Genomic DNA, 25073 nt, shown 5'->3' with positions numbered 1-25073 from the left:
AAAACCCCACCATGAACTGTGCGGTCTTCCTCATGGTCTAGCCCCTCCCGGCACGGGATCCTGGTCTTGCGACACCGACTAAGGAGACCTGAGATGACCACCGCCACCACCGAGCGCGACGGCTCGCGGCCGAACCCTCCGCTGCTGGGCGCGCTCGCGTACCTGGTGATGAACCTGCCGATCGGGATCGCCTCGTTCACGTTCGTGGTGACGACGATGGCGGTGGGCGTCGGCACGGTGGTCATCTGGGTCGGGCTCGCGGTGCTGGCGCTGGCGGTGCTGGGGATGCGCGGCATGGCGGCGCTGGAGCGGCTGCGCGTGCACACGATGCTGGGCACGTACGTGGCGTCGCCGTACCGGCCTGCCGGTGAGAAGTCGCGCTGGCTGTCGCGCGTGAAGGACCCGGCGACCTGGAAGGACATGGTCTACCTGGTCCTGATGCTGCCGCTGGGCATCGCGGAGTTCACGATCATGGTGGTGCTGTGGTCGGTGTCCCTGTACCTGACGTTCCTGCCGGTGTACTGGACCTGGATGCCGGACGACTGGCAGATCGTGCTGTGGAACCACAACGCGCTGGTGAACATCGACTCGTGGCTGGGCACGTTGCCGTTCGCGGGGCTGGGTGTGCTGCTGCTGGCGCTGTCGATCATCGTGACGAAGGGCCTCGGCACGATGCACGCGGTGTACGCCAGGGCGATGCTGGGCCCGAGCGAGCGGCACATCGCGAAGCTGGAGGGCCTGTCGACGGCCGGCGCGATCGACTGGTCGAACGAGTGGCCGTCGAACACGATGAACTACCGGCCGGTGACGCGATGACCAGCCCGGCACCGGAGCAGCAGCCGCTGTATTTGGTCCCGGCCGAGGAGCGGGTGGATGCTGACATCGTGGCATCGACCGTCGAGAACCAGCTGGTGGCCCAGCCGCCCGCCCAGGAATCCGGGGTCGGCCAGCCGACGCTGGTGAGCAAGGGGTTCCGTGCCGCGGGTTTCATGATCGCGGGATTCCCGGTCAACCTGCTGGCGTTCATCCTCATCGTCACGTTGTTCTCCGTCGGCATCGGCACGCTGGTGATCTGGCTGGGCCTCGCGGTGTTGTTGCTGGCGACGAAGGTCGTGTACGCGTTCGCGGCGACGAACCGGGCGCTGCTCCGCGGCGTGCTGGGCGTGGACATCCCGGCGCCGAAGGTCTCCTACGACGAGTCCGGCTCGTTCTGGCAGCGCTACCTGCGCCGGTTCACGCACCCGCAGATGTGGCGCAACCTCGCCTACCAGCTGATCGCCTTCCCGCTGGCGTGTTTCGAGCTGCCGCTGGCGCTGGCGGGCATCGTGATCCTGCCGGTGGGCCTGTTCGTGCTGCCGGTGGTGGCGTCGCTGCACATCCTGCTGGCGAAGTGGCTGCTCGGCCCGACCGAGACCGAGGAGCTGACGCAGAAGGCGGAGCGCCTGCAGGCGTCCCGTGCGCGTGGCGTGGACGCGGCGGAGGCGGAGCGGCGGCGCATCGAACGCGACCTGCACGACGGTGCGCAGCAGCGGCTGGTCGCCGTGGCGATGGGCCTTGGCAGGGCGAAGACGAAGATGGACGCCGACCCGGACGCGGCGAAGGCGCTGATCGACGAGGCGCACGTGGACGCGAAGCTCGCGGTGTCGGAGCTGCGTGACCTGGCCCGCGGCATCTACCCGGCGGTGCTGGGCGACCGCGGCCTGGACGCGGCGCTGTCGTCGCTGGCGGCGAAGTGCCCGATCCCGGTCGAGGTGAACGTCGTGATCGACCCGCGGCCGCCCGCGGCGGTGGAGTCGACGGCGTACTTCATCGTCGGCGAGTGCCTCACCAACGTCGCGAAGCACGCGGGCGCGACGGAGGCGAAGGTCAACGCGTGGCGCGAGGAGCGGCCGACCGGCGACCTGGTGGTCGTGGAGATCACCGACAACGGCACCGGTGGCGCGTCGATGCGCACGGGCGGTGGCCTGTCGGGGCTGGCGGACCGGGCTGCCACGATTGACGGCGTGATGACCGTGGTGAGCCCCATCGGCGGGCCGACAGTGATCAGGGCGGACCTGCCATGCGCGTGGTGATCGCGGAGGACTCTGTCCTGCTGCGAGCAGGCATCGAACGCCTGCTGGCGGACGAGAACATAGAGGTGGTCGCCGCGATGGAAGACGGCGACGGCCTCCTGGTGGCGGTGAGCGAACACCGCCCGGACCTGGCGATCGTGGACGTCCGCATGCCCCCGTCCTTTACGGACGAGGGCCTGCGAGCCGCGCTGAAGGCACGCGAACAGCAACCGGGCCTGCCGGTTCTGGTGCTGTCGCAGTACGTGGAGGAGCGCTACGCGGTAGAGCTCCTGTCCGGCGGCGCGGGCGGTGTCGGCTACCTGTTGAAGGAACGGGTGGCCGACGTGGCCGAGTTCGTCGACGCGGTGCAACGAGTAGCCGGCGGCGGCACCTGCATCGACCAGGAGGTGATCGCCCAACTGATGGCCAGGGGCCGACGAAACCCGATCGACGTGCTCACCCCCCGGGAACGCGAGGTACTTGGCCTGATGGCGCAGGGCATGACCAACGTGGCCATCGCCAAGTCCCTGACCGTCTCCGACGGCGCGGTGGAGAAGCACGTCGGGAACATCTTTTCCAAGCTCGGCCTGGAGCCGAGTTCAGAGGAGCACCGGCGGGTGCGGGCGGTGCTGACGTTCTTGGAGCGCGGCTAGGTCGGTTGGGGTTGCCGAGGCCCGTGCTGTTCCTGTTCCGGCACTTCCGTCCAGGCATGCGAAAGGACCCTCGCCCGGGGGATCGGCGAGGGTCCTTTCTGTTCGTCAGGCGGCTCTGTTCGTCAGGCGGCCGCGGTCGCGGCGGCGCGGGCTGGGGCCAGGGCCACTTCCAGCACCTCACGCACGTCAGTCGCCAAGTGGACGGTCAGCTCGTCCAGCACCGACGCGGGCACGTCGTCGAGATCCGGCTCGTTGCGCTTCGGGAGCACGATGTCGGTGATGCCTGCCCGGTGTGCGGCCAGCAGTTTCTGCTTCACCCCACCGATCGGCAGCACCCGTCCCGTCAGTGACACCTCGCCGGTCATCGCCACGTCCGCGCGTACCGGGCGGCCCGACAGCAGTGACGCCAGCGCGGTCGTCATCGTCACGCCCGCTGATGGGCCGTCCTTCGGGACCGCGCCCGCCGGGACGTGGACGTGCACGCCCTGCTCGGCCAGCGTCGTCACCGGCACGCCCAGGTCATCACCGTGTGACCGCAGGTACGACAGCGCGATCTGCGCCGACTCCTTCATCACGTCACCGAGTTGCCCGGTCAGCGTGACGCCCGTGGCACCGGAGTCCTTCGACGCCACCGACGCCTCCACGAACAGCACGTCCCCGCCCGCACCGGTGACCGCCAGACCTGTGGCCACGCCGGGTACGGCCGTGCGTTCGGCCGACTCCGGGGTGAACTTCGGCTGTCCCAGGTACGTGCGCAGGTCGCCGATGTCCACGGTCAGCGGCAGCGACACCGAATCCAGCGCGAGCGACGCGGTGATCTTGCGGAGTACCCGCGCGATCGACCGCTCCAGCTGCCGCACACCGGCTTCCCGGGTGTACTCGCCCGCCATCAGCCGCAGCGCGTCGTCTGTCAGGGTCACCTCTTCGGTGCCCAGGCCCGCGCGCTCCAACTGCCTGGGCAGCAGGTGGTCGCGGGCGATGACGACCTTCTCGTCCTCCGTGTAGCCGTCCAGCGCCACCAGTTCCATGCGGTCCAGCAGCGGCGCCGGGATCGACTCGATCACGTTCGCCGTCGCCAGGAACACCACGTCCGACAGGTCCAGCTCGACCTCGAGGTAGTGGTCGCGGAACGTGTGGTTCTGCGCCGGGTCCAGCACCTCGAGCAGGGCCGCCGTCGGGTCGCCTCGGTAGTCCGAGCCCACCTTGTCGATCTCGTCGAGCAGGACCACCGGGTTCATCGAGCCCGCTTCGGAGATGGCGCGCACGATCCGGCCGGGGAGCGCACCGACATAGGTCCTGCGGTGGCCGCGGATCTCCGCTTCGTCGCGGATGCCGCCCAGGGCGACCCGGACGAACTTGCGGCCCATCGCCCTCGCGACCGACTCGCCCAGCGACGTCTTGCCGACCCCGGGAGGACCGGCGAGCGCCAGCACCGCACCGCTGCGGCGGCCGCCGACGACACCCAGGCCCCGCTCCTCGCGACGCTTGCGCACGGCCAGGTACTCGATGATGCGGTCCTTCACGTCGTCGAGCCCGGCGTGGTCGGTGTCGAGGATCTCGCGGGCGCCCGTGATGTCGTAGGCGTCGTCGGTGCGGGTGTTCCACGGCATCTCGAGGACCGTGTCCAGCCACGTGCGGATCCAGCCCACCTCGGGTGACTGGTCGGAGGTGCGCTCCAGCTTGTCGACCTCGGCGAGCGCGGCCTCGCGAACCTTCTCGGGCAGGTCGGCGGCCTCGACGCGGGCGCGGTAGTCCTGCTCCTCGGTGTCGGGTTTGCCGTCCAGTTCGGCGAGTTCCTTGCGGATCGCGCTGAGCTGCTGGCGCAGCAGGAACTCCCGCTGCTGCTTTTCCATGCCTTCCTTGACGTCCTTGCGGATGGTCTCCGCGACGTCCAGCTCGGCCAGGTGCTCGCGGGTCCACTCGAGCAGCTTCTCGAGCCGCTCGGTCACGTCCGCGGTCTCCAGCAGCCACAGTTTCTGCTCGTCGTCCAGCCAGGCCGCGTAGCCCGCCATGTCGGCGAGCGCGGACGGGTCGTCCTCGGACTGCACCGAGTCGACGACCTGCCACGCGCCACGCTCCTGGAGCATGGTGATGACCAGCGCCTTGTACTCCTTGGCCAGCTCGCGGGCGCGGCCGGTCACGGGCGCGGCGTCGGCCACCTCGACCTCGACCCACAGCGCGGCGCCCGGACCGGTGGTGCCTGCTCCGATGCGGACGCGCTCGGTGCCGCGGACCACGGCGGCCCGCTCACCACCTGGCATGCGGCCGACCTGCTCGACGACGCCGAGCACACCGGCGCGCGCGTACTTGCCTTCCAGGCGCGGCACCATCACCACGCGTGGCCGTTCCCCCTCGGCGACCGCCTGCGCGGCCTCGACCGCGGCCCTGACCTCGGTGCCGTCGGTGCCGGCCATGCGGATCGGCACGACCATCCCCGGCAGCAGCACCGTGTCGTCCAGCGGCAGCACCGGGAGCGTCAACGACTCTGCCATCAGTTCACCCTCCAAAGTTGAGTCTGTCCTACTCAACCCGGAAGGCGGTCAGGATGTTTCCGGTGGCTGTTCGCTCAGAGAGAGCAAGCGCCGCGGGGTCTCCCACAGCACCGCACGCAGGAAGGACTCGCCGAGACGGTCGTCCGACGCGGCCCAGCCCGCGATGGCGCGGAGCTGGGTGGCGTAGTCGTACGGGATCGACGGGAAGTCGGTGCCGAGTGCGACGCGGCCGGGATTCCCGGCGAGGCGGGCGACCCAATCGGCGGGCAGCAGCTCGTCGGCGCGGTTGAACGGCACGCCGACCATGGTCGTGTCGAGGTGCACGCCCGGGTACCGGTCGACGAGGTCGAGCGCGAGCGTGAACTCGGGCGCGCCGGCGTGCGCGAGCACCGCGACGAGCCGTGGGTGGCGGCGCAGCACGTCCTCGAAGACGTCGAGCCCGGTGAACTTGCCCGCGACGGGCCCGTGCCCGCAGTGGACGACGACCGGCACACCGGCCTCGGCGAGGAGCCCCCACACGGGTTCGAGCAACTGGTCGCGCGGGTCGTAGGCGCCGACCTGGACGTGCGACTTCACGCACCGAACGCCCTGGTCGAGAGCATCGGCGAGGTAGCGCCCGGCGCCCGGCTCTGGGAAGAACGTGGCGGTCGGCACGGCCTCCGGGGTGTTCGCCGCGAACTCGCGGGCCCACTCGTTCAGCCACGCCGCCATGTCCGGTTTGTGCGGGTAGACGAGCGGCGCGAACCGCAGGACACCCAGGTCACGCAGGATGGCGAGCCGTTCGTCGGCGGGCAGCCGGTAGTGGATGGGCCACTCGGTGCCGTACTCGGCGCTCGCGCGGTCGAAGAACGCCCACACCTTCCGCTGCATGGGGTCCGGCAGGAAGTGGACGTGCAGGTCGGTCAACCCGGGGAGGCCCAGCGCTCTGGTGAACGCCGGGACCTCCGCGTCGGATCCGGGTGTCAATAGCGGCCCTTCAGCGCCCTGCCGTGGGCGCGCGCGATCTCCCGCTGCGCGTCCCGCTTGGCGAGTGACTGCCGCTTGTCGTATTCCTTCTTGCCCTTGGCCAGCGCGAGCTCGACTTTGACCTTGCCGTCCTTGAAGTACATGGACAGCGGCACCAGCGACAGGCCGCCCTCGCGTGTCTTGCCGATGAGGCGTTCGATCTCGCCTCGGTGCAGCAGGAGCTTGCGGGTGCGGCGCGGCGTGTGGTTGGTCCACGTGCCGAGCACGTACTCCGGGATGTGGAGGTTGCGCAGCCACACCTCGCCGTCGTCGACCGTGGCGAATGCGTCCACGAGCGACGCCCGGCCGAGGCGCAGCGACTTGACCTCGGTGCCCATGAGGGCGATCCCGGCCTCGTACGTGTCCAGGATCGTGTAGTCGTGCCGCGCCTTGCGGTTCTGCACGATTACCTTCTGGCCACGTTCTTTCGACATGGTGACAACTCTACGTGTCCACGCACGCCGTTTACTGGCGCACGTACAGGCGGAGCGTGACGTAGCCGGTGACCGCCGAGATGCCGATGGCCGTGAGGAGCAGCCATGGCGAGATCAGCAGGATGTCCAGACCCTCGATCGGTCTGATCACGCCGGCGGCGAACGGCCCCTCCAGTAGTCGGTCGAGGAACCAGAGTTTCGCCAGCACCAGCAGCCCGATCGCGAGGACCGCGCCGATGAGGCCCGCGACCACCGCCTCCAGGAGGAACGGCAGCTGGGTATACCAGCGGGTCGCGCCGACGAGGCGCATGATGCCGACTTCTGTTCGCCTCGTGAACGCGGAGACCTGCACGGTGTTGGAGATCAGCAGGAGTGCCGCGACGGCCTGGATCAACGCGACGACGAACGTGAGATCTCGTACGCCGTTCAACGCGTCGAAGAACCGGTCGAGGAACTCGCTCTGGTCCGCGATCGAGTCGACCCCCACCTTCCCGGAGAAGGTCTGGATGATCACGTCGGGCCGGTCGGGGTCGTACAGCTTCACGTTGAACGAGGCGGGCAGCGCCTCGGGCCTGGCGAGCTTCACCAGCTCGGGCTGCGACGCGAAGATCTCCTTGAACCGCGCGTAGGCCTGGTCGCGGTTCTCGTACTTGACCGACTCGACCGCGGGGTTCTTCTCGAGGTCCGTGCGCAGGGTGCGGCACGGGTCCTTCTGGCATTCCTTGTCGTTCGCGCTGATGTCGTTGGTCAGGTAGACGTTGACCTGCAGCTTGTCCTCGTAGACCGTCTGCGTCTTGTCGATCATGCGCACGACCAGGAGACCGCCACCGAGCAGGAGCAGCGAGACCATCGTGGTGAGGATCATCGCGACGGTCATCGTCACGTTCCTGCGGAGGCCGGTCAGGACCTCGCTGAAGACAAAGCTGGCACGCATCGGGGGAAGGCGTCCTTGTGTCGGGAGGGCGGGGGTGCGGGGGTCTTTCTAACGGCCTACGCCGTAAACCCCTCGTGAGTCGTCGCGCACGACCTGGCCGAGCGACAGTTCCACGACCCGGCGCCGCATGGAGTCGACGATCGAGTGGTCGTGGGTCGCCATCAGCACGGTCGTGCCAGTGCGGTTGATCCGCTCCAGCAGCAGCATGATGTCCTGGCTGGTGTCGGGGTCGAGGTTTCCCGTTGGCTCGTCGGCGAGCAGCATCAGCGGCCGGTTGACGAACGCACGCGCGATCGCGACGCGCTGCTGCTCACCACCGGACAGCTCGTGCGGCATGCGCGCCGACTTGCCCTCGAGGCCGACCAGTTCGAGGACCTCGGGGACAACCTTGCGGATGGTGTTGCGCGGCTTGCCGATGACCTCGAGCGCGAAGGCGACGTTCTCCGCGACGGTCTTGTTGTGCAGCAGCCGGAAGTCCTGGAAGACGCACCCGATGGACTGGCGCAGGCGGGGGACCCTGCGCCGGGACATGCGGACCACGTCGAAGTTCGCCACGTAGACGCGCCCCTTGGTCGGCACCTCTTCCCGCAGCAACAGGCGCAGGAAGGTCGATTTGCCCGACCCGGAAGCGCCGATGAGGAAGACGAACTCGCCTTTGTCCATCTCGACGGAGACGTCCTCCAGCGCAGGGCGCGTGGAGGTCTTGTACACCTTCGAAACGTGTTCGAGCCGGATCACGAGGCGCGAGTCTACCTACATCCGTTATCGACCTGTTGCCTTGGGAGCCGAAGACGTTGACCAGCCAAGATCGAAAGCGGCTTGGCGGTGGGCGGCCACCGGCCCCCGAAACCCAGCGTAACCACGCGGACCGACAGGAACGGCTCCCGACCACACCGCGCGACGGAACCTGTGGACAACCACCCAGGCTGTGGACAACCCCACACCGCCGGGCCGCGACCGCCGGGAACTGTCACCCCTGCGCCGTAGGCTGGAAACCGGGGGCCGGCGGCCGGCCCCCGGTCACTGATCACACACTCTGCGTGCGCCGCCAGCGGATGCCTGCCTCGAGGAAACCGTCGATCTCCCCGTCGAGCACGCTCGACGGGTTGCCGACCTCGAACTCGGTCCGCAGGTCCTTGACCATCTGGTACGGGTGCAGCACGTAGGACCGCATCTGGTTGCCCCACGACGACCCGCCGTCGCCCTTGAGGGCGTCCATCTCGGCGCGCTCCTCCAGCCGCTTGCGCTCCAGCAGCTTCGCCTGCAGCACTCGCATGGCGGCGGCGCGGTTCTGGATCTGGGACTTCTCGTTCTGGCAGGACACCACGATCCCCGACGGGAGGTGTGTGATGCGCACGGCCGAGTCGGTCGTGTTCACGCTCTGCCCGCCGGGCCCGGACGACCGGAACACGTCGATCCGGATGTCCTTCTCCGGAATGTCGACGTGGTCGACGGCCGCCACGAACGGCAGCACCTCGACACCGGCGAACGACGTCTGCCGCCGCCCCTGGTTGTCGAACGGCGAGATCCGCACGAGCCGGTGCGTGCCCTGCTCTACGGACAGCGTCCCGTAGGAGTAGGCCGCGGTGACCTTGAAGGTGGCCGACTTGATGCCGGCTTCTTCCGCGTAGGAGATGTCGTAGACCTCGGTCGGGTAGCCGTGCCGCTCCGCCCAGCGCAGGTACATGCGCAGCAGCATCTCCGCCCAGTCGGCGGCGTCGACCCCGCCTGCCTCGGACCGGATGGTGACGAGCGCGTCACGCTCGTCGTACTCACCGGACAGCAGCGTGCGCACCTCGATGGAAGCGATGTCGGAGTGCAGCCGTTCACGCTCCGCTTCCGCCTCGGCACGGGCGTCGGCCGAGCCCTCCTCCTCGGCGAGCTCGTACATCACACCGAGGTCGTCGAGCCGCTGCCGCAGCTCCTCGATGCGCCGCAGCTCGCTCTGCTTGTGCGAGAGCTGGCTGGTCACCTGCTGTGCCGAGTCGGGGTCGTCCCAGAGGTCCGGACGGGCCGCCTGCTGCTCCAGATCCGCGATCTGGGCACGCAGGGCGTCCAGGTCCGACACGGCCTCGACGCTGGCGAGGGTGTCGGACAGTTCTTTCATGTCAGCTGCGACGTCCGGGTTCACGTCTTCAGAATCTACCGTGAACCCGCACGCCGTCCGCTTGTGGCGACCTTTCAGGAGGTGGGGATGGAATCGAGCAGCTTCAGGACCGCCTTCGCCCTCGCCACCCCGAACTCCGCGACCGCCTTCGAGTAGGCGCCGTCCGCGGTCTTGACCGCGGACCTCGCCGCCTCGTGCTCTTCGGAATAGACCTTCTTCGCTGACTCGATGAGCACGCCCCGCTGTTTCGCCGTCAGCGCGTCCGCGTGGACGAGCCTCAGGATCAGCGGACTGCGGAGATGGTCGGGACCGGGCTCACTGCCCAACCATCCCTTGAACGCCTTCTTGCCCGCGGCGGTCACCAGGTATTGCTGGCTCGACCGCGGCCCCTGCTTGCCGAGCCGGACAAGACCGGCGTCGGCGAGAGCGGGGAGCTCGCGGTAGACCTGGCTCCGCGTGACACTGAAGAACGACCCAAATCGATCACGGGCGGCCGAGACCAATTGCCCACCAGTAGCCGGACCTTCGTGCAGCAGCCCAAGAAGGGCAGCGGCAGTTGCATTCAGTTCAGACACCTTACCACCGTGCCACGAACCTGGACCGGTGTCCACAGTGGCCGGGGCCTCTGTCCACTGTGGCTTGACGGGTTTCCTGGTGCGGTTGCGGAGTGTTCCAGTCGCACAGTTCGCCGAGATTAGTGATCTCGCCAAGTGTCAAGGAATCCTTCGCATAGCGAAACAACTTCACGATCTGATCCGACTCGCAGCCCTTGTACCAGGGGAAATAGCGAGCGATCACCGGCACCCGACCGCCGGGCCACCGTCTTCCACCCCACGGACCACAACGGCGGCAGGACCGCGGAACCGCGCTTCTCCAGCCGGTTTCCGGCGTTCTCAGCTGCCGAAGAAGGCCGCTACTCCATCCGGGTAAAAGATGTGCGGGAACACCCCGACAATGCTCGTTCCGATGTCGAACGCGACCGGACGACCGCGACGGTCGCACGTGCACAGCGGCCGCCCAGTCCTGTGTGGACTGCGCATAGGCGGCCGGCCGCAAGCATTCGCACACCCAGGTGCACGTGCAGGCGTCACGTGCACCTGGACCGGACCGTCCCCACGGGAAATCACGAGTACCGAATTCGGTGTCGCGCCGAAACTTCCGGCTCCCGGGGCGTCGGGATCCGTTGCGCACGGGCGACATCGGACAGACGCCCACGACCCGCGGACCGATGGTCCAGACCTCTTCCTCCACTTGGAGTAACAGGTGCCACCTCCTGCCGCAGCGCGCGGGCGGGAGCGCTCCCGCCCGGCATCGGGGTCACGCGACAACCACGACGTCCGGGCGCTGACTGGCCGATCGAAGACCCCGCCGACCGGGAACGACCCGGAGAGCCCTCCCGGGCACCTCCGGCCCCACCCCCCCGTTTTGCCTGTTTTCGCAGGTCAGAGCACAAATGACCCCCCGGTGTAGACCCCCCTGAAGGCCTGCGTATAGTTACAAACACAACGACGCGGGGTGGAGCAGCTCGGTAGCTCGCTGGGCTCATAACCCAGAGGTCGCAGGTTCGAATCCTGTCCCCGCTACCAGGGACGATGGCCCCTCGGAGATCCTTCCGAGGGGCCATCGTTCTTTTGCGTCCACCCCGTAATCCGGGTCACATTACCCTCCCACCCTCCCGTGTGGACGTGGCGGCATTTGGCCGGATCGGCCATCGGTTGAACGAATTGAATCCGGTAAGCCCGCTTGCGGCACCGGAAATGGCCCGCGGAAGGCGCCCGCGTTGGCCTGTCTCGTTCGGACAGTCAGGAACCCTGGTCGTCCCTGGTTCGTTTCGGACTCGGGCCGGTTATTTGCTACTGTGCCGACACAAACCAACCGGTGTGCACGCATGTCTCGTGCAACGGCGTCCAAGGGAGAGCAGCCAGATGGCTCAGAAGGTATTGGTCCAGCTCGTCGACGACCTGGACGGCACCAGTTCACAGGATGTTTCGACCGTCCTGTTCGGCCTGGACGGCGTGAGTTACGAAATCGACCTTTCGGACAGCAACGCCGAGCGGTTGCGGGAAAGCCTGGCCGAGTACGTCGAGTCGGCCCGCCGCATCGGCGGCCGGATCAAGCGGGGCACCCGTCCGGCCCAGCCGGGCAAGTCCGCGAACTCCGGCGAGGCGGGCCAGATCCGCGAGTGGGCGCTGGAGAACGGATTCGAGCTCGCGGGCCGCGGGCGCATTCCTTCGCACGTCGTCGAGGCCTACAAGGAGGCGCAGGCGGAGTCGAAGCAGGCCAAGACGGCCGCGAAGCCGGCGGCGAAGCGCAGGACGCGCGCGAAGAAGAGCTGAACCGGTGTCCGCGGGCGCGGTTCTGCTCGGAACCCCGCACCGGCTGACGACGGGGAATTGACAAAAGACGTCGCGGTGTCACTGTGCGGTGCTCCTGCGTCCACAGTGGATAACTGGCTCTCCCTGGCTCTGTTCGTCAACACCCGACGTCCTCAGGCGTAAGAAACACGGCCTCCGCACCAGCGGGGGCCGTGTTTTTCGTCTGCCGGGGATGACGACGCATTAGGCGTGATGACGGACCACGCTGGCCCTTACAGACGAAAACGCGGCCTCCCCGGATCAGTCCCGGGAAGGCCGCGCCTTTCAGTCGAATCAGCCGGTCAGCCGCCGCCACCCGCAGGCGGGTTCGCCTTGGCCGCCTCGTACTCGCCGACCGCCTTCTCCAGGGCGGCCAGCGCCTGGCCCTGCGCGGCGAAGTCACCGCTCTGCTGTGCGGTCTTCAGCTGCTCGAGGGCGGTACCGATGTCCTGCACGGCCTGTTCCATCGCCGGGTTGTCCCCGCCGCTTGGCGGCGGCGGTGGCGTGGACGTGCCGGGCGGAGGTGGCGTCGACGTGTCCGGCGGCTGCTCGCCTTCCTCTTCCTCCGGTGGCGTCACCACCCCACCGGCGCCTGGACCGAAGATCTCCTCGAGTGCTTCCTGCAGTGTCGGGGCGAACCCGACCCGGTCACCGAAGTACACCAGCACGCGGGCGAGCTGCGGGAACGCGTTCTCGTCCTTCTGTTCGATGTAGATCGGCTCGACGTACAGCAGACCGTCCGCGACCGGCAACGTCAGCAGGTTTCCGTAGATGACGTTGACGTTCGGGTTCTGGAACAGCGTCCGGTTCTCGGTCACCTCGTCGGTGGTCTCGAACTCGTTCTGAACCTGGCCAGGACCCTTCGTCTGGTCCTGGGACGGTAGCCGCAGGACTCTGAACTGGCCGTAGTCCTTCGGATCGGACGACACCGACACCCACGCGGCGAGGAACTGCCTTCGCAGCAGTGTCATGGCGCTGGTGAGCTGGAACGTCGGTTCTGCCTGGCCTGGTACCTGCGCGAGGACGTAGTACGGCGGCTGGTTCGGTGCCGCCCCGCCTGCCTCGTTGTTGCTACCCGTCGGGTCGGCCGGCACGTCCCAGAACGTCTGGGTCGAGAAGAACTGTCCCGCGCTTTCCACGTGGTACTGCGCGAGCAGCTCACGCTGCACCTTGAACAGGTCCTCCGGGTAGCGGAAGTGCTCCTGGAGGGCCTCGGGGATCTCGCCGTGCTTCACGGTGCCGGGGAAGACGCTCTCCCAGGCTTTCAGCACGGGGTCCTTGTCGTCGATCGAGTACAGGGTCACGGTGCCGTCGAACGCGTCGACGGTCGCCTTGACGGAGTTCCGGATATAGCTGATGTCCCGGTTCTCCTGCCGCGCCACGCCGGTCAGCGAGTCGTTGGTGACCTCACCGAGCGGGGTGCGCTGCGCGTACGGGAAGTTGTCGAGCGTGGTGTAGCCGTCGACGATCCACTGGATGCGGCCGTCGACCACCGCCGGGTACGGGTCACCGTCGACCGTCAGCCACGGCGCGACACGGCTCACGCGGTCCCGGGGGTCGCGGTTGTACATGATCTTCGAGCCGTCGCTGATGTCGCTGGAGAAGAGGATGTTCCGCTCGCCGTAGTGGGCGAAGAAGACGAACCGGTTGAACCAGTCGTCGACGGCGACGCCGCCCTTGCCGGTGTAGCGGTAGTCCTGGTTGACGGGGGTGTCGTACTCGCCGCGCGCGTTGACGATCGCGTAGTCGGTGGCGAGTTCGCCGTAGTAGATCCGCGGCTCGGTGACGGGGATGTCCATCTCCGAGTTGTTCTCGAGCGCCTCGATGTCGCTCACGGTGAAGACCGGGTAGCCGCCCTCACCGCTGGACTCGCCTTCTGCCAGCGCGCGGTTGATGCGGTTGGCGGGCGCGGCGACGAACCCGTTGCCATGTGTGTAGACGAGGTGCCGGTTGATCCAGGAGGTCTGGTTCGCGGCAAGTCGCGTCGAGTCGAGCTCGCGGGCCGCGACGATGTAGTCCTGGACCTTGCCGTTGACCTCGTAGCGGTCGACGTCCAGCTTGGTCGGGAAGCCGTAGAAGTTCTCGCCACCTTCGCGCTGGGTGAAGGTGCGGGACAGGATGCTCGGGTCGAGCAGGCGGATGTTCTGAATGGTGCCGGTGGCGGCCTTGACCTTCTCGGTGGTCTCGGCGTTGACCGACGCGTCACCCTGGTAGTCCTCGAACTTGATCTTGTCGTTGGTGAGGCCGAACGCGTACTTCGTGGCGTTGATGTTCCGTTCGATGGACGCCGCCTCTTTCTCCGCCTCGTTCGGCTTGACGGAGAACTGCTGCAGCACGGTCGGCCACGCCCAGCCGACGAGGATGCTGGACAGGATCAGCAGCACGATCGCGATGGCGGGCAACTGCAGATTCCTGACGAACGCGCCGACGAAGAACGCGACCGCGCAGAACCCGGCGATGAACATCAGGATGAGCTTCGCCGGCAGGACCGCGTTGAGGTCGGTGTAGGTGGCGCCGTCGAACAGCGCGTTGCGCGTGGAGAACAGCAGCTCGTAGCGCTCGAAGTAGTAGTCGACGGCCAGCACCACGACGAACAGGCCCGCGATGACGGACAGCTGCACGCGGGCGGGGACGGAGAAGTTGTCGCCCTTGGTGCCCAGGCGGATGCCGCCGAAGATGTAGTGGATGACCAGCGCACCGATGCCCGCGATCGCGATCGACACGAACAGCCAGGTGATGAGCCAGCTGATGAACGGCAGCGTGAACGCGTAGAAGCCGACGTCCTTGCCGAACTCGGGGTCGGTCTGACCGAACGGCTGCGCGTTGAGCATCAGCTGCACGGGCTGCCATTCGCCCTGGCCCGCGGCGCCCGCGATGGCGCCGACGACCACGGGGATGCCGATGCCGAACAGCCGGACCCGCTGCACGATGGTCGACCGGTACCTGGCGAGCGGGTCATCCGCGCCGGAGACCGGCACGAACACCGGCCTGGACCGGTAGGCGATGGCGAGGCTCACCGCCAGGAGCCCGCCGACCAGCAGCCCGATCGCGAAGAACAGGATGATTCTCGTGAGCATCACGGTCGTGAAGACCGACCGGAAATCGACCTCGCCGTACCAAAGCCAGTCGACGTAGGTGTCCAGCAACCGGGCGCCGACGATCAGCACCAGGATCAGCACACCAGCGATACTGAGCAGGACCTTGGCGCGTCGGGACAGCTTCGGCATTCCGATCGGGGGCCTGGTGGCCACGGTGCACTCCCTGTGTTGACCATCTCTTCGCTAGGACCGCCGAGGCTGTCCTAGATGTCCAACTCTATTCCGTGCCCGTCAGGTTCCCGTTCGGGTAGGTCGAAATAGCCGACCGCGAGAATAGGTGAGGATGACAGGCATGTCCGCAAGCCATGCCCAGCACCTGTCCGCCGTCGCAAGAGAGGTCGAGGACTTCGTGTCCACGGCCGGGTGGGACCAGCCGCCCCAGCTGTTCGCCCTGGTCCCGACCGCCGAGCTGGTGGAGGCCCAACCCGAGCTTGCCGCCCAGGTCGACGCGGGTGCGTTCCTCACCCCGGTCGCCCAGGACCAGCTGCCCAGCGAGGACCTGGCGGAGGCACTGGCCGGCATCATGTGGCCGGAGGCCGTCCAGGGCTGCGCGATCTCCCAGGAGATCGTGGTGCTGCCCCCGGACGCGGAGGACACCCTGCCCGCGGGCGAGCAGACCGGCGACACCGACGCGCTGCGCCGCATCGCCGCCGAACACCCCTTCCGCCGCGAGGCCCGCCTGGTCGCCGCCGTACTGCGTGACGGCACCGCCGCGTGTGTGCTCCGGGTGCGCGCCACCGAGGGCGATGACGAGATCGTCGAGCACCCGGAGCTGGCCCCGAACCTGACCGACGCCCTCCTGGACACCCTCCGCTGACCACCGCAGACGCGGGAAGGCCCTGGTACCGGGTGGTACTCGGGCCTTTCCGGCAACGCCGGCCGGGCCACCGGGAAGCGCGCAGGCGCTCCGGCTCAGGCCACTAGCAGCGCGGCGGGGTGCGCCCGGCGTCCAGGTCCTCCAGCGCCTCGACCGCGCCGGCCAGGGTCTCGACCTTCACGAGCTGCAGGCCGTCCGGCACGTTCGACTTCGCCTCGGCGCAGTTGTCCGCCGGCACGAGGAACGTGGTCGCACCGTCCTCGCGGGCGGCGATCAGCTTGAACGGGATGCCGCCGATCGGCTGGACGTTCCCCTTCACGTCGATCGCGCCGGTGCCCGCGACCGTGCGGCCCTCCTCCATCTCACCGGGGGTGAGGGTGTCGACGATCGCCAGCGCGAAGATCAGCCCGGCGGACGGGCCGCCGACGTCCTCGAGGTGGATGGTGGTCTCGAAGTCGACGTCCGCGCGGTCGGCGGGCGCGAGCCCGAGGAAGCCTTCCGGCCGGTCGTCGCCGCCGAAGTCGCTGGCCTTGCCGAGCTTGATGTCGGCGGTCTTCTTCGGCTCGTCCCCGTGCTGGAACGTCACCGACACGGTCTGCCCCGGCTTGGTGTTCTTCAGCGCGTCGCGCACGTCCTCCTGCACGGCGATGTCCTCGCCGTTCACCACCCACAAGCGGTCACCCGGCTGGATGACAGTGTCGGCGGGGGCGCCGCGGGTGATCTCCTGCGCGATGACCTTCACCGGGTTGTCGAGCAGCCGCAGCGCCGCGGTCTCCGCCGCGCTCTGCGAGTCCTGGAACATGACCTTGTTCTCGCGCTCGAGGTCTTCCTGGGTCTGGCCGGGCCCGAAGTACTCGTCGCGCGGCGCGAGCGCGTAGCGGCCGCTGACCCACCTGCCGAGCGCGTCGAACAGCGTGACCTCGTCGTTGATCGACACAGTGGTCATCCGCAGCTGCCCGCTGGTCGGGTAGGTCTTGGTGCCGTCGACCTCGACGACTGCCTGACCGTTGACGTCACCGAGCGTGTCGTAGGTCGGGCCGGGGCCGATGGAGACGTACGGGACCTTCACGAACCCGCCGACGAGTGCGAGTGCTGCCACCAGGACGAAGCTGATCGCCACGGTCCACCCGCGCCGCGTCAGTCCGCGGGGACTGTCGGTGCCCGGTTCGTAACCGATTGTCCGGGGGGCCTCTACCTGGGGGCTCGGAGAGTCACTCACGGGTTGACAGGGTACGGCGTGTTCTCGACAAGCGAATCACCGCGCGTTACTGGCGTGGCGTGCCCGCGTACCGTGGACACATGACCGAGTTTCCCTTTGGCTTCGGACCGCCCGACCCGGACGACCGCGGCAAGAAGGAGCCCTCAGGGCAGGGCGAGAACCCCGCTGAGGCGTTCAACCAGCTCGGCCAGATGCTCAGCCAGCTCGGGCAGATGCTCAGCCAGGCCGGCACCTCGGCCGGGCCGGTGAACTACGACTTGGCGAAACAGATCGCGATGCAGCGCCTGACCTCGGGCGACGTCGGGTTCCGCACGTCGACCGAGTTCCAGGGCGCGGTGACCGACGCGGTGCACCTCGCGGAGATGTGGCTCGACCCGGCGACGATCCTCCCGGCGGGCGCCACGGCCGTGAAGGCGTGGACGCCGCGGGACTGGGTGGAGAACACACTGCCCACGTGGCAGCGCCTGTGCGACCCGGTGGCCCGCAGGGTGTCGAGCGCGTGGGTGGACGCACTGCCCGCCGAGGCGAAGCAGGCGGCGGGTCCGCTGCTGTCGATGGTCAGCCAGATGGGCGGCATGGCGTTCGGCTCGCAGCTGGGCAACGCCCTCGGGCAGCTGGCGTCCGAGGTCCTGACGTCCACCGACATCGGCCTGCCTCTCGGCCCACCCGCGACCGTCGCGTTGCTGCCCCAGAACATCGAGGAGTTCACGAACGGCCTCGAGCGCCCGAACAGCGAGGTCATGGTCTTCCTCGCCGCGCGGGAAGCAGCGCACCAACGCCTGTTCGCGCACGTCCCGTGGCTGCGGCAGCGCCTGCTGGCGACGGTGGAGGAGTTCGCGAGCGGCATCCGCGTGGACACCTCGGCCCTTGAGCAGCTGGCGGGCCAGATCGACCCGGCCAACCCGCAGTCGATCGAGCAGGCCATGCAGTCGGGCATGCTCGAACCCCAGACCACCCCGGAGCAGAAGGCGGCCCTGGCCAGGCTGGAGACGTTGCTTGCCCTGGTGGAGGGCTGGGTGGACGTGGTCGTGGGCGACGCGGTCACCGACCGCCTCCCCGGCGCGGACGCACTCCGCGAGACCCTGCGCCGCAGGCGCGCGAGCGGTGGCCCCGCCGAGCAGACGTTCGCGACCCTGGTCGGCCTGGAGCTCCGCCCGAGGCGCCTGCGAGCGGCGGCCGCCCTGTGGCGCCTGGTGGGCGACCAGCACGGCCTGGAAGCCCGCGACGGCATCTGGGCCCACCCGGACCTGGTCCCCACGGCGGAGGACCTGGACGATCCGATGGACTTCGCTGAGCGCATGGGTACCAAGCCCGCCCTGGAGGACGACCCGATCGCCGCCCTGGAACGCGAAGAGCAGGCCGAGCGCGACCGGGACGAAGGCACAGCAGGCACCGAAGGCACCGAGGGCAAGGACAAGGGCCCCGAAGAGCAGGCCTGACCTCGCCGAGACCGAGCTTCGGCCGAAGGGTCCTTCGAGACGCGATCAACGTCCCGAAGGACCCTCCCGCGCATTCATGCCTGCCTGAAGCCCACCAGGCCGCCCAGCCGAGCCTGCACCGCGGACCACGGGTGCGCGTCGGCCGGCCCCACCAGACCGGCGCAACGCCACCCCTTCCCCGGACCCCGGCCCAACCCGCCGAGCCCCGAGGGATCAGTCCTCAGTCACCACCCCCAGACCGGCAGCAGCCGACAACCCTTCCAAGTACCCCATGGCCCGATCAGTCCGCGGGTACTCCCGCACCAGCTCCCAGAACTTGGCGTTGTGCGAGGGCACCAACAGGTGCGCGAGCTCGTGCACGAGCACGTAGTCGAGCACCCAGGCCGGCACGGACTTCAGGTGCTCGCTCACCCGGATCGTCCCGTCGGCCGGCGTGCAGGACGCCCACCTGGTCCGCATGGGGGGCACCCACCGAACACTGTTCGGCGTGGCCCGACCTTCAAGATGTTTGGCCGACAGCTCGGCACAGCGACGTAACAGCGCCTCGTCCGACGGCTTCGCCGGTTGGAGCTTCCGAGGCTCGCCCTTGAGCAGCTTGCGCTGCATCTCGGCGACCCAGTGCGCCTCCTCGGCCTTCGACAGCCGGGCAGGGATCAACACAACCAGCGTGTCGCCATCGCGATACGCGGTCACGGTGCGCGTGCGGCGCTTGCTGCGTCGCACCTCGACTCTGGATTCGGCCACGGCTGCCACGTTACGACTCCGCACCGACAATTCGGAGTGCGTTCCCAGGGCAGGGCCTTGGTCACCTGGGGAAGCCTGTGGATAACGATTTCGTCGCCGGGCGGGAGTCGGTGAACCTGTCCACATGACGAAACAACTGCCGGCCCGGCCGAGGGTCGTCGCCGGCCTTCCCGTCCTGCGGCGCAGGGGCGGTGAGCTGCAGATAGGCCTCGATCCACGGCACGCGACGGTGGTCGAGGGACTGTCCGACCGCGTGGTGGCGGCGGCGGGACGGCTCACCGGTGACCGCGCGCGGGACCAGCTCGCCGCGGACCTCGACGAGGCCGACCGCAGGATGTTCGCCGAGCTGCTCGGGAGCCTTCGTGACCAGGGGCTCGTGGAGGACGCGACCCCGACCCCGGCGCGGTTGGCCGGTGAGGTGTCCGCGGCCCAGGTGCACGCGCTCGCGACGGGTCTGCGGCCGCATGATCACCCGTCCGGGCGAACCGAGCTGGCGGTGGCCGTGCAGGGCGACGGCAGGCTGGCGGTCGCCATCGGCTGCCTGCTGGCGACGGCGGGGGTGGGCTGGGTGCACGTGGCGGCGACGGGCGTGGTCCGGCCGGAGGACATCGGCGCCGGTTACCGGGAGCAGGACGTCGGCACGCCGCGGCTGGTGGCGGCGCGGCGGGCGCTGCGCAGGGTGCGGCCGAACGTCCGCACCGCCCAGTTCGACGTGACGCGAGCGCCTGACCTGGTGGTTCTCTGCGACGCGTTGGTGCCGAGACCGGAGCGGGTCGACATGGTGATGCGGGCGGCGATCCCGCACCTGTTCGTGCGGGTGCGGGACACGGTCGGCATCGTGGGCCCGCTGGTGGTGCCGGGCCTGACGAGCTGTCTGCGATGCGCTGACCTGCACCGGTGCGACCGGGACTCGTGCTGGCCGCAGCTCGCGGTCCAGCTGGCCGGGCAGACCCAGCTCACCGACCTGGCAGGCACTCAGGCGACGGCCGCGTTCGCGATGGCGCAGGTGCTGGAGGCCGCCGGGTGGCTGCGGGGCGTGGCCGAGCGGCCCGCGACGTGTGAGACAAGTGTCGCATTGGAGCCGCGCACGGCAACCGTGCGGCATCGTGCCTGGTCCGCGCACCCGCGGTGCCCCTGTGGCGCCGCTCGTCGCCAGCTGGACGGGCTGGTGCACTGCGCCAAAGGTGCTGCGGACAGTGGTGCGGAGTTGAGACAATCGGATCGTGACGGAGATGCCTCGTAAGACCGCGGCGCGGACTGCGCGGCTCGCCAGCATCCCGCTCGGAGTCGCCGGCCGAGCGGTCGGTGGTTGGGGGAAGCGCCTGGTCGGGCAGAACGCCGAGCAGGTGAGCGCCGAGTTGTCCGCGAAGACGGCCGAGCAGTTGTTCGCCGTGCTCGGCACCCTCAAGGGCGGCGCGATGAAGTTCGGGCAGGCATTGTCGGTGTTCGAGGCCGCGGTGCCGAGCGAGATGGCGGAGCCGTACCGGGAGGCGTTGACGAAGCTGCAGTCGGCGGCGCCGCCGATGAGCGCCCAGACGACCCGGCGGGTGCTCGCCGAGCAGCTGGGCCGCAGGTGGGAGGAGCGCTTCACGTCGTTCGACGAGGTGCCCGCGGCGGCCGCGAGCATCGGCCAGGTGCACCGGGCGGTGTGGCACGACGGCCGCGTGGTGGCCGTGAAGGTCCAGTACCCGGGCGCTGACCAGGCGCTGATGTCGGACCTGCGGCAGCTGCAGCGGTTCAGCAAGCTGTTCCAGGCGGTGGTGCCGGGCACCGAGGTCAAGCCGCTGCTGCAGGAGCTGTCGGACCGGATGAGCGAGGAGCTCGACTACCGGGCGGAGGCCGACAACCAGCGCGCGTTCGCGAAGGCGTTCGCCGGTGACCCGCACGTACTGGTGCCGAAGGTCCTGGCGAGTTCCCCGAAGGTGCTGATCTCGGAGTGGGTCGACGGCACACCGCTGTCGTCGGTCATCCGTGACGGTTCCCGCGAGGAACGCGACCAGGCAGGGCTGCGGCTGGCCGAGTTCCACTACTCGTCCCCGGCACGCGTCGGCAGGCTGCACTCGGACCCGCACCCTGGCAACTTCATGCTCGTCGAGGACGGCCGCCTGTGCGTGATCGACTTCGGTGCCGTCGCGCACCTGCCGGACGGCCTCCCACCCGCACACGGCCGCATGATGCGGCTCGCGCTGGACGGTCAGTCGCGTGAGCTGCTGGACCTGTTGCGCGAAGAGCACTTCATCCGCGCGGACACCCGCCAGCAACCGGAGGCCGAGCACGTCTACGCGTACCTGGCGCCGTTCGTGGAGCCGTTGGAGGCGGAGACGTTCCACTTCACCCGGCGGTGGATGCAGAAGCAGGCCATGCGGGTGAGCAACATGCGCGGCCAGGACTTCCGCACCGGCCGCACGCTGAACCTGCCGCCGCAGTACCTGCTGCTGCACCGGGTCCTCGGCGGGTCGACCGGCATCCTGTGCCAGCTCGACGCGGAACTGCCGGTGCGTGAGCTGATCACCCGCTGGCAGCCGGGTTTCGCTGCCTGAGCACGACCACGAACGTCACGACCGGATGCTCGGCTACAGCCCTCCGCCGCTGAAGCCGGCCGTGCGAGAGGTCGCGGACAAGGTCTTCCGCACGGCGTGCACGACGGGTGCGGTCACCGGAAGCGCCACCGGAGTGGTCGGACTCCACGAAGCGGGCTTCCGGTAGCGCTCCCGGCCGAACGAAAGTCCCATTCGCTCGGACACTTGTCCCCAACTTCGCCTCACCCCATTCAGCTCCGCGCCCCGCACGCCGACCACCCAGGCATGCACCACATCTGCGCCCCCGACAACGTCACGACGATCGCCGAGTTGCGCGTGCTCGGCGTGACGAACCACGCGATCACCACCCGCTGCCGGCCGTCCGGTCCGTGGCAGCGCGTGCTGCCGGGCGTGGTGCTGATGAGCGCCGCCCGCCCGACGAGGCGGCAGCGGTTACGAGCCGCGATCACTTACGCGGGCCCGCTTTCGGTCGTGTCGGGCGTCGACGCGATGCGGGCGCACGACGTGGACGTCCCGCTGCCGCCGGACGTGCTCGTGCTGGCTCCGGCCACACGCAGGCTGGCCTGCCGCTCGTACCTGACGGTCGAGCGCACGACGAGACCGCCGGCCCCGGCTGTCCGCGCGGGTCTGCCGTACGCACCGCTCGCCAGGGCGACGCTGGACGCGGCCAGACGGGTGGCGGACCGTGACCAGCTACGGGTGCTGCTGACGTCGGCGATCGGCCAGTGCACCGTGGATGAGCTGCGGACGGAGCTGGACGCGGGCAGCCAGCGCGGCACGGCCGCGATCCGCGCGTTGCTGACACCGGACCTGACAGACGACGCGGACGTGGTCCCGGAAGAGGTCACGCTGGCCCGGCGGTTGCTGCGCGACACGGCGCTGCCCGCGCCGCGGTGGCGTGCGCCGGTCCACGACGAGACGGGCATGTTGCTCGGCATCCCCGACGCGTGGTGGCCGGAGGTGGGGCTGGCGTGGGACGTGGGCCCACGCGCACGCCACCACGACCCGCGGGTCTGGTCGACGGCGGGTCTCACCCTCGTCCGCACGGACCGGCAACGCCTGCGCGACGCACCGGTCGCGGTGACGGACGAACTTGTCAGGGCGTTCGCGGCCGCGGCGGCGAGCGTCCATCGCCGCGCGGGCTGACGCACGGGACGACAAAGGAGCACGAACATGAACCAGCGCGGACTTGTCGCGCGGCTACGCGCGGTCTGCCGGTGGCTTGGGCAGCGGACGCGGGCTCACCAGTACTCGTCGGGGAGTTTCCCCTCGATGTCACGCACGTGGGCGCGTGCGCAGGCCGGGCACAGCCAGCTGCGGCCACGCTCGTCGTGGGTCATGACCCACGCGAGTGCTTCCGCGGACGGTGCCTCGGCGCGGGACCGGCCGCACCGCGCGCAGTGCGCGGCGGCCGGGTCGGGATCGTCGACCATGGCGCGAAAGCTTACGTCAGACCGGTTTGTGTCCAAGGTAGACGGTCGAGGCGCCGAGCACGAACACGTCGTCCCGCGCACCGGCGTACGCCTCGTCGTCGGGATCGAGCAGGCGGGCGATGGTCGCCTGGTCGCTTGCGGACAGCTCGTCGTCCCCCGCTCCGGACATCCACGCGATCCAGTCCACAACGGACAGTCGGACGGCTTCGGACGCGGGCGCGGGGTGGTCGATGACGTAGCTGAAGGAGGACACGCCGGTCAGCCCGGCGGCCTCGAGCACCTTGTTCCAACCGACGGGGAGCGACCGGGCACCGGGCATGTCGGCGCGCATGCCGGCGAACCACGTGTCGCGTGCCGCGGTCAGCCGGTTGCCGAGCCCGGGCTCACCGATGCCCAGGTCCCACGGCAGGCACCGGGTCGCGAGGCCGCCTTCGGACAGCGCCAGCCATCCGCCGGGCGCGAGCACCCGCGCCAGACCGTCGATGGCAGCCTGCTGGTCGGGGAGGTGGTGGACGACGCGTGATGCCCACACCAGGTCGGCCGGGGGCAGGTGGTCCGCCAGCTGATCACTGGCGGCGTCGGCGCGAACCGCGTCGACCTCGACGGTGGTGCCCGCGGCGATGTCCCGGACGAGAGCGGTCGCGGGTTCGAGCAGCTCGCCGACGGCGTCGCTGAGGACGATCCGGCCACCACCACGTGCCGCGAGAGCCCCGGCGAACGCGGCACTCATGCCACCGCCACCCGACCCGATGTCGACGATCACCGGCTTGGCGTCCGCACCGAGGAGGTCGACGAGCCGGTCGGCGACTTCACGAGCGAAAGGAGCGTCAAGCTCGTCGGCACGGCGAAGGGAGGAGAGCCGCGCGGGCCAGTCGATGTTGTCGTGGGTGTGCTTGTGCGCCATGCGACCGACGTTATCGCCAACGCGTCACAGGCGCCGCAGCCCGACGAGCACGCGGTGCATGAACGCGAGGTCGGGTTCACCGTCACCGCTGGTACCGGCGGTGGGGTGGACCACGACCACACCGGCGGTGGCGAGGTCACCGAGCAGGACACGCGCGACTCCGAGCGGCACCGACAGCAGGGCGGCCACCTCGGCGACCGATCGCGGCTGAACGCACAGGTCGACGATCATCCGCCGGTGGTGGGTGGTGAGCACGGTGTCGTCGCCGACGCCGGACCGCCGGCTGCTGGAGACCAGCGCCTCGAGCGCGAGGCTGTGGCTGGACCGGGTGCGGCCACCGGTGTGCGCGTAAGGGCGGACGAGAGCCCCTGCCCACGGCCTGATCAGCGGCTGGGTGCGTTCGGCTGACTGTTCGGGCGTGGGCTCACCGGGCGGTGTCTCGAACGCCGGGTCGTCGGCGACGGGGGTACTCCCGGAGTCGAACTCCCTGGCACGCTTGGGTTTGCGCACGGAGTAACGCCCGAACCGAGCACCGGTGCGCCCGACGACCTCGGCGTCGTAGTCCTCGGTGTCGCGGTCCTCGGTGTCGCGGTCCTCGGTGTCGCGGTCCTCGGTGTCGTAGACCTCGGCGTAGTGGTCCTCGGTGTCGTGGCGCTCCGCGTCGTGGTCCTCGGCGTGCGAGTCGCTGCCACCGTCCCGCACGTCACCGGCGACCGACGAGTGCACGGACGCAGAGGACCCGTGAGCAGGCGACGCGTGAGCAGGCGACGCGTGAGCAGTGGACGCGCGAGCCGAGGGTGCGACAGACGACGCACGGGCAGACGACCCCCAGGCGGGCGAACCGTCAGC

At 69.2% G+C, this 25073-nt stretch carries 22 protein-coding genes and 1 tRNA gene; 10 read left to right on the top strand and 13 right to left on the bottom strand.

What is annotated here, in order from left to right; translation table 11 throughout:
• The first annotated feature begins 93 nt into the window (after positions 1-93).
• From FHR82_RS18000 to FHR82_RS17990, 3 genes are all read left to right on the top strand, one after another.
• Positions 94-816, top strand: coding sequence for a sensor domain-containing protein (locus FHR82_RS18000; RefSeq protein ID WP_184811629.1), 723 nt, complete (start codon positions 94-96; stop codon positions 814-816).
• Positions 817-989: 173 nt separating this feature from the next.
• The gene (locus FHR82_RS17995; RefSeq protein WP_184812431.1) at positions 990-2072 is read left to right on the top strand and encodes a sensor histidine kinase; all 1083 of its coding nucleotides are present in this window, start codon (positions 990-992) and stop codon (positions 2070-2072) included.
• On the top strand, positions 2060-2704 hold the full coding sequence (locus FHR82_RS17990) for a response regulator transcription factor (protein WP_184811628.1): 645 nt from the start codon (positions 2060-2062) through the stop codon (positions 2702-2704). The genes FHR82_RS17995 and FHR82_RS17990 overlap by 13 nt, the downstream gene beginning before the upstream one ends.
• Before the next feature lie 122 nt (positions 2705-2826).
• Here the strand turns inward: FHR82_RS17990 and lon are convergent, their stop codons facing one another.
• From lon to FHR82_RS17955, 7 genes are all read right to left on the bottom strand, one after another.
• Positions 2827-5196, bottom strand: a complete 2370-nt coding sequence (gene lon / locus FHR82_RS17985; protein WP_184811627.1) for an endopeptidase La — start codon at positions 5194-5196, stop codon at positions 2827-2829.
• A 48-nt stretch (positions 5197-5244) separates the two neighbouring features.
• Positions 5245-6162, bottom strand: a complete 918-nt coding sequence (locus FHR82_RS17980) for an amidohydrolase family protein (protein ID WP_184811626.1) — start codon at positions 6160-6162, stop codon at positions 5245-5247.
• Entirely contained in the window at positions 6159-6635 is a 477-nt protein-coding gene (smpB, locus tag FHR82_RS17975; RefSeq protein WP_184811625.1) for an SsrA-binding protein SmpB, read from the bottom strand. Before smpB ends, FHR82_RS17980 begins: the two co-directional genes overlap by 4 nt.
• A gap of 31 nt (positions 6636-6666) precedes the next feature.
• Positions 6667-7569: a permease-like cell division protein FtsX gene (ftsX, locus tag FHR82_RS17970; protein ID WP_184811624.1), complete on the bottom strand. Its 903-nt coding sequence runs from the start codon at positions 7567-7569 to the stop codon at positions 6667-6669.
• 48 nt (positions 7570-7617) lie between these two features.
• A complete protein-coding gene (gene ftsE / locus FHR82_RS17965) occupies positions 7618-8307 on the bottom strand; it encodes a cell division ATP-binding protein FtsE (RefSeq protein WP_184811623.1) in 690 nt (229 codons plus the stop codon).
• 289 nt (positions 8308-8596) lie between these two features.
• Positions 8597-9700 carry a peptide chain release factor 2 gene (gene prfB / locus FHR82_RS17960; RefSeq protein WP_184811622.1) on the bottom strand — a complete coding sequence of 368 codons (1104 nt, stop codon included), beginning with the start codon at positions 9698-9700 and terminating at the stop codon, positions 8597-8599.
• A gap of 50 nt (positions 9701-9750) precedes the next feature.
• On the bottom strand, positions 9751-10251 hold the full coding sequence (locus FHR82_RS17955) for a PadR family transcriptional regulator (protein WP_184811621.1): 501 nt from the start codon (positions 10249-10251) through the stop codon (positions 9751-9753).
• A gap of 934 nt (positions 10252-11185) precedes the next feature.
• Between FHR82_RS17955 and FHR82_RS17950 the strand changes: the two genes are divergently transcribed.
• Both FHR82_RS17950 and FHR82_RS17945 read left to right on the top strand, forming a co-directional pair.
• Positions 11186-11262 (top strand) — tRNA-Met (locus FHR82_RS17950).
• A gap of 339 nt (positions 11263-11601) precedes the next feature.
• A complete protein-coding gene (locus FHR82_RS17945) occupies positions 11602-12012 on the top strand; it encodes a histone-like nucleoid-structuring protein Lsr2 (RefSeq protein WP_184811620.1) in 411 nt (136 codons plus the stop codon).
• Between the two features lie 320 nt (positions 12013-12332).
• Here FHR82_RS17945 and FHR82_RS17940 read toward each other — a convergent pair whose 3' ends face one another.
• Positions 12333-15281 carry a UPF0182 family protein gene (locus FHR82_RS17940; protein WP_311771148.1) on the bottom strand — a complete coding sequence of 983 codons (2949 nt, stop codon included), beginning with the start codon at positions 15279-15281 and terminating at the stop codon, positions 12333-12335.
• Between the two features lie 139 nt (positions 15282-15420).
• On the opposite strand from FHR82_RS17940, the gene FHR82_RS17935 reads away from it, so the two are divergent.
• Positions 15421-15945 (top strand): PPA1309 family protein, encoded by a 525-nt coding sequence (locus FHR82_RS17935; protein ID WP_184811619.1) that lies wholly within the window; start codon positions 15421-15423, stop codon positions 15943-15945.
• A 103-nt stretch (positions 15946-16048) separates the two neighbouring features.
• Here the strand turns inward: FHR82_RS17935 and FHR82_RS17930 are convergent, their stop codons facing one another.
• Positions 16049-17065, bottom strand: coding sequence for a YlbL family protein (locus FHR82_RS17930; RefSeq protein WP_184811618.1), 1017 nt, complete (start codon positions 17063-17065; stop codon positions 16049-16051).
• A gap of 179 nt (positions 17066-17244) precedes the next feature.
• On the opposite strand from FHR82_RS17930, the gene FHR82_RS17925 reads away from it, so the two are divergent.
• A complete protein-coding gene (locus FHR82_RS17925; RefSeq protein ID WP_184811617.1) occupies positions 17245-18603 on the top strand; it encodes a zinc-dependent metalloprotease in 1359 nt (452 codons plus the stop codon).
• A 213-nt stretch (positions 18604-18816) separates the two neighbouring features.
• On the opposite strand, the gene FHR82_RS17920 is transcribed toward FHR82_RS17925, so the two are convergent.
• A complete protein-coding gene (locus FHR82_RS17920) occupies positions 18817-19347 on the bottom strand; it encodes a M48 metallopeptidase family protein (protein ID WP_311771147.1) in 531 nt (176 codons plus the stop codon).
• Positions 19348-19471: 124 nt separating this feature from the next.
• On the opposite strand from FHR82_RS17920, the gene FHR82_RS17915 reads away from it, so the two are divergent.
• From FHR82_RS17915 to FHR82_RS17905, 3 genes are all read left to right on the top strand, one after another.
• Positions 19472-20590 carry a ThiF family adenylyltransferase gene (locus tag FHR82_RS17915; RefSeq protein WP_184811615.1) on the top strand — a complete coding sequence of 373 codons (1119 nt, stop codon included), beginning with the start codon at positions 19472-19474 and terminating at the stop codon, positions 20588-20590.
• Positions 20580-21887, top strand: coding sequence for an ABC1 kinase family protein (locus FHR82_RS17910; RefSeq protein WP_184811614.1), 1308 nt, complete (start codon positions 20580-20582; stop codon positions 21885-21887). The genes FHR82_RS17915 and FHR82_RS17910 overlap by 11 nt, the downstream gene beginning before the upstream one ends.
• Before the next feature lie 264 nt (positions 21888-22151).
• Positions 22152-23033, top strand: coding sequence for a hypothetical protein (locus FHR82_RS17905; RefSeq protein WP_184811613.1), 882 nt, complete (start codon positions 22152-22154; stop codon positions 23031-23033).
• 95 nt (positions 23034-23128) lie between these two features.
• Here the strand turns inward: FHR82_RS17905 and FHR82_RS17900 are convergent, their stop codons facing one another.
• From FHR82_RS17900 to FHR82_RS47470, 3 genes are read right to left on the bottom strand one after another with little or no spacing between them, the layout of a single operon-like run.
• The gene (locus FHR82_RS17900) at positions 23129-23320 is read right to left on the bottom strand and encodes a hypothetical protein (RefSeq protein ID WP_184811612.1); all 192 of its coding nucleotides are present in this window, start codon (positions 23318-23320) and stop codon (positions 23129-23131) included.
• A gap of 16 nt (positions 23321-23336) precedes the next feature.
• Positions 23337-24224, bottom strand: coding sequence for a class I SAM-dependent methyltransferase (locus tag FHR82_RS17895; protein ID WP_184811611.1), 888 nt, complete (start codon positions 24222-24224; stop codon positions 23337-23339).
• A gap of 24 nt (positions 24225-24248) precedes the next feature.
• Positions 24249-24950 (bottom strand): DUF742 domain-containing protein, encoded by a 702-nt coding sequence (locus tag FHR82_RS47470; protein ID WP_221463986.1) that lies wholly within the window; start codon positions 24948-24950, stop codon positions 24249-24251.
• Between the last annotated feature and the right edge of the window lie 123 nt (positions 24951-25073).

It is taken from the genome of Actinophytocola algeriensis (assembly GCF_014203735.1).
GTDB lineage: Bacteria > Actinomycetota > Actinomycetes > Mycobacteriales > Pseudonocardiaceae > Actinophytocola > Actinophytocola algeriensis.
This window is presented reverse-complemented; position numbering and strand designations above follow the sequence as displayed.

What these genes read in the sequence shown, in the direction of transcription:
- FHR82_RS18000 (WP_184811629.1), top strand. Translation starts at nt 94, where the DNA reads ATGACCACCGCCACCACCGAGCGCGACGGCTCGCGGCCGAACCCTCCG.
- FHR82_RS17995 (WP_184812431.1), top strand. Translation starts at nt 990, where the DNA reads ATGATCGCGGGATTCCCGGTCAACCTGCTGGCGTTCATCCTCATCGTC.
- FHR82_RS17990 (WP_184811628.1), top strand. Translation starts at nt 2,060, where the DNA reads ATGCGCGTGGTGATCGCGGAGGACTCTGTCCTGCTGCGAGCAGGCATC.
- lon (WP_184811627.1), bottom strand. Translation starts at nt 5,196, where the DNA reads ATGGCAGAGTCGTTGACGCTCCCGGTGCTGCCGCTGGACGACACGGTG.
- smpB (WP_184811625.1), bottom strand. Translation starts at nt 6,635, where the DNA reads ATGTCGAAAGAACGTGGCCAGAAGGTAATCGTGCAGAACCGCAAGGCG.
- ftsX (WP_184811624.1), bottom strand. Translation starts at nt 7,569, where the DNA reads ATGCGTGCCAGCTTTGTCTTCAGCGAGGTCCTGACCGGCCTCCGCAGG.
- FHR82_RS17945 (WP_184811620.1), top strand. Translation starts at nt 11,602, where the DNA reads ATGGCTCAGAAGGTATTGGTCCAGCTCGTCGACGACCTGGACGGCACC.
- FHR82_RS17935 (WP_184811619.1), top strand. Translation starts at nt 15,421, where the DNA reads ATGTCCGCAAGCCATGCCCAGCACCTGTCCGCCGTCGCAAGAGAGGTC.
- FHR82_RS17925 (WP_184811617.1), top strand. Translation starts at nt 17,245, where the DNA reads ATGACCGAGTTTCCCTTTGGCTTCGGACCGCCCGACCCGGACGACCGC.
- FHR82_RS17915 (WP_184811615.1), top strand. Translation starts at nt 19,472, where the DNA reads ATGACGAAACAACTGCCGGCCCGGCCGAGGGTCGTCGCCGGCCTTCCC.
- FHR82_RS17910 (WP_184811614.1), top strand. Translation starts at nt 20,580, where the DNA reads ATGCCTCGTAAGACCGCGGCGCGGACTGCGCGGCTCGCCAGCATCCCG.
- FHR82_RS17905 (WP_184811613.1), top strand. Translation starts at nt 22,152, where the DNA reads ATGCACCACATCTGCGCCCCCGACAACGTCACGACGATCGCCGAGTTG.
- FHR82_RS17900 (WP_184811612.1), bottom strand. Translation starts at nt 23,320, where the DNA reads ATGGTCGACGATCCCGACCCGGCCGCCGCGCACTGCGCGCGGTGCGGC.
- FHR82_RS17895 (WP_184811611.1), bottom strand. Translation starts at nt 24,224, where the DNA reads ATGGCGCACAAGCACACCCACGACAACATCGACTGGCCCGCGCGGCTC.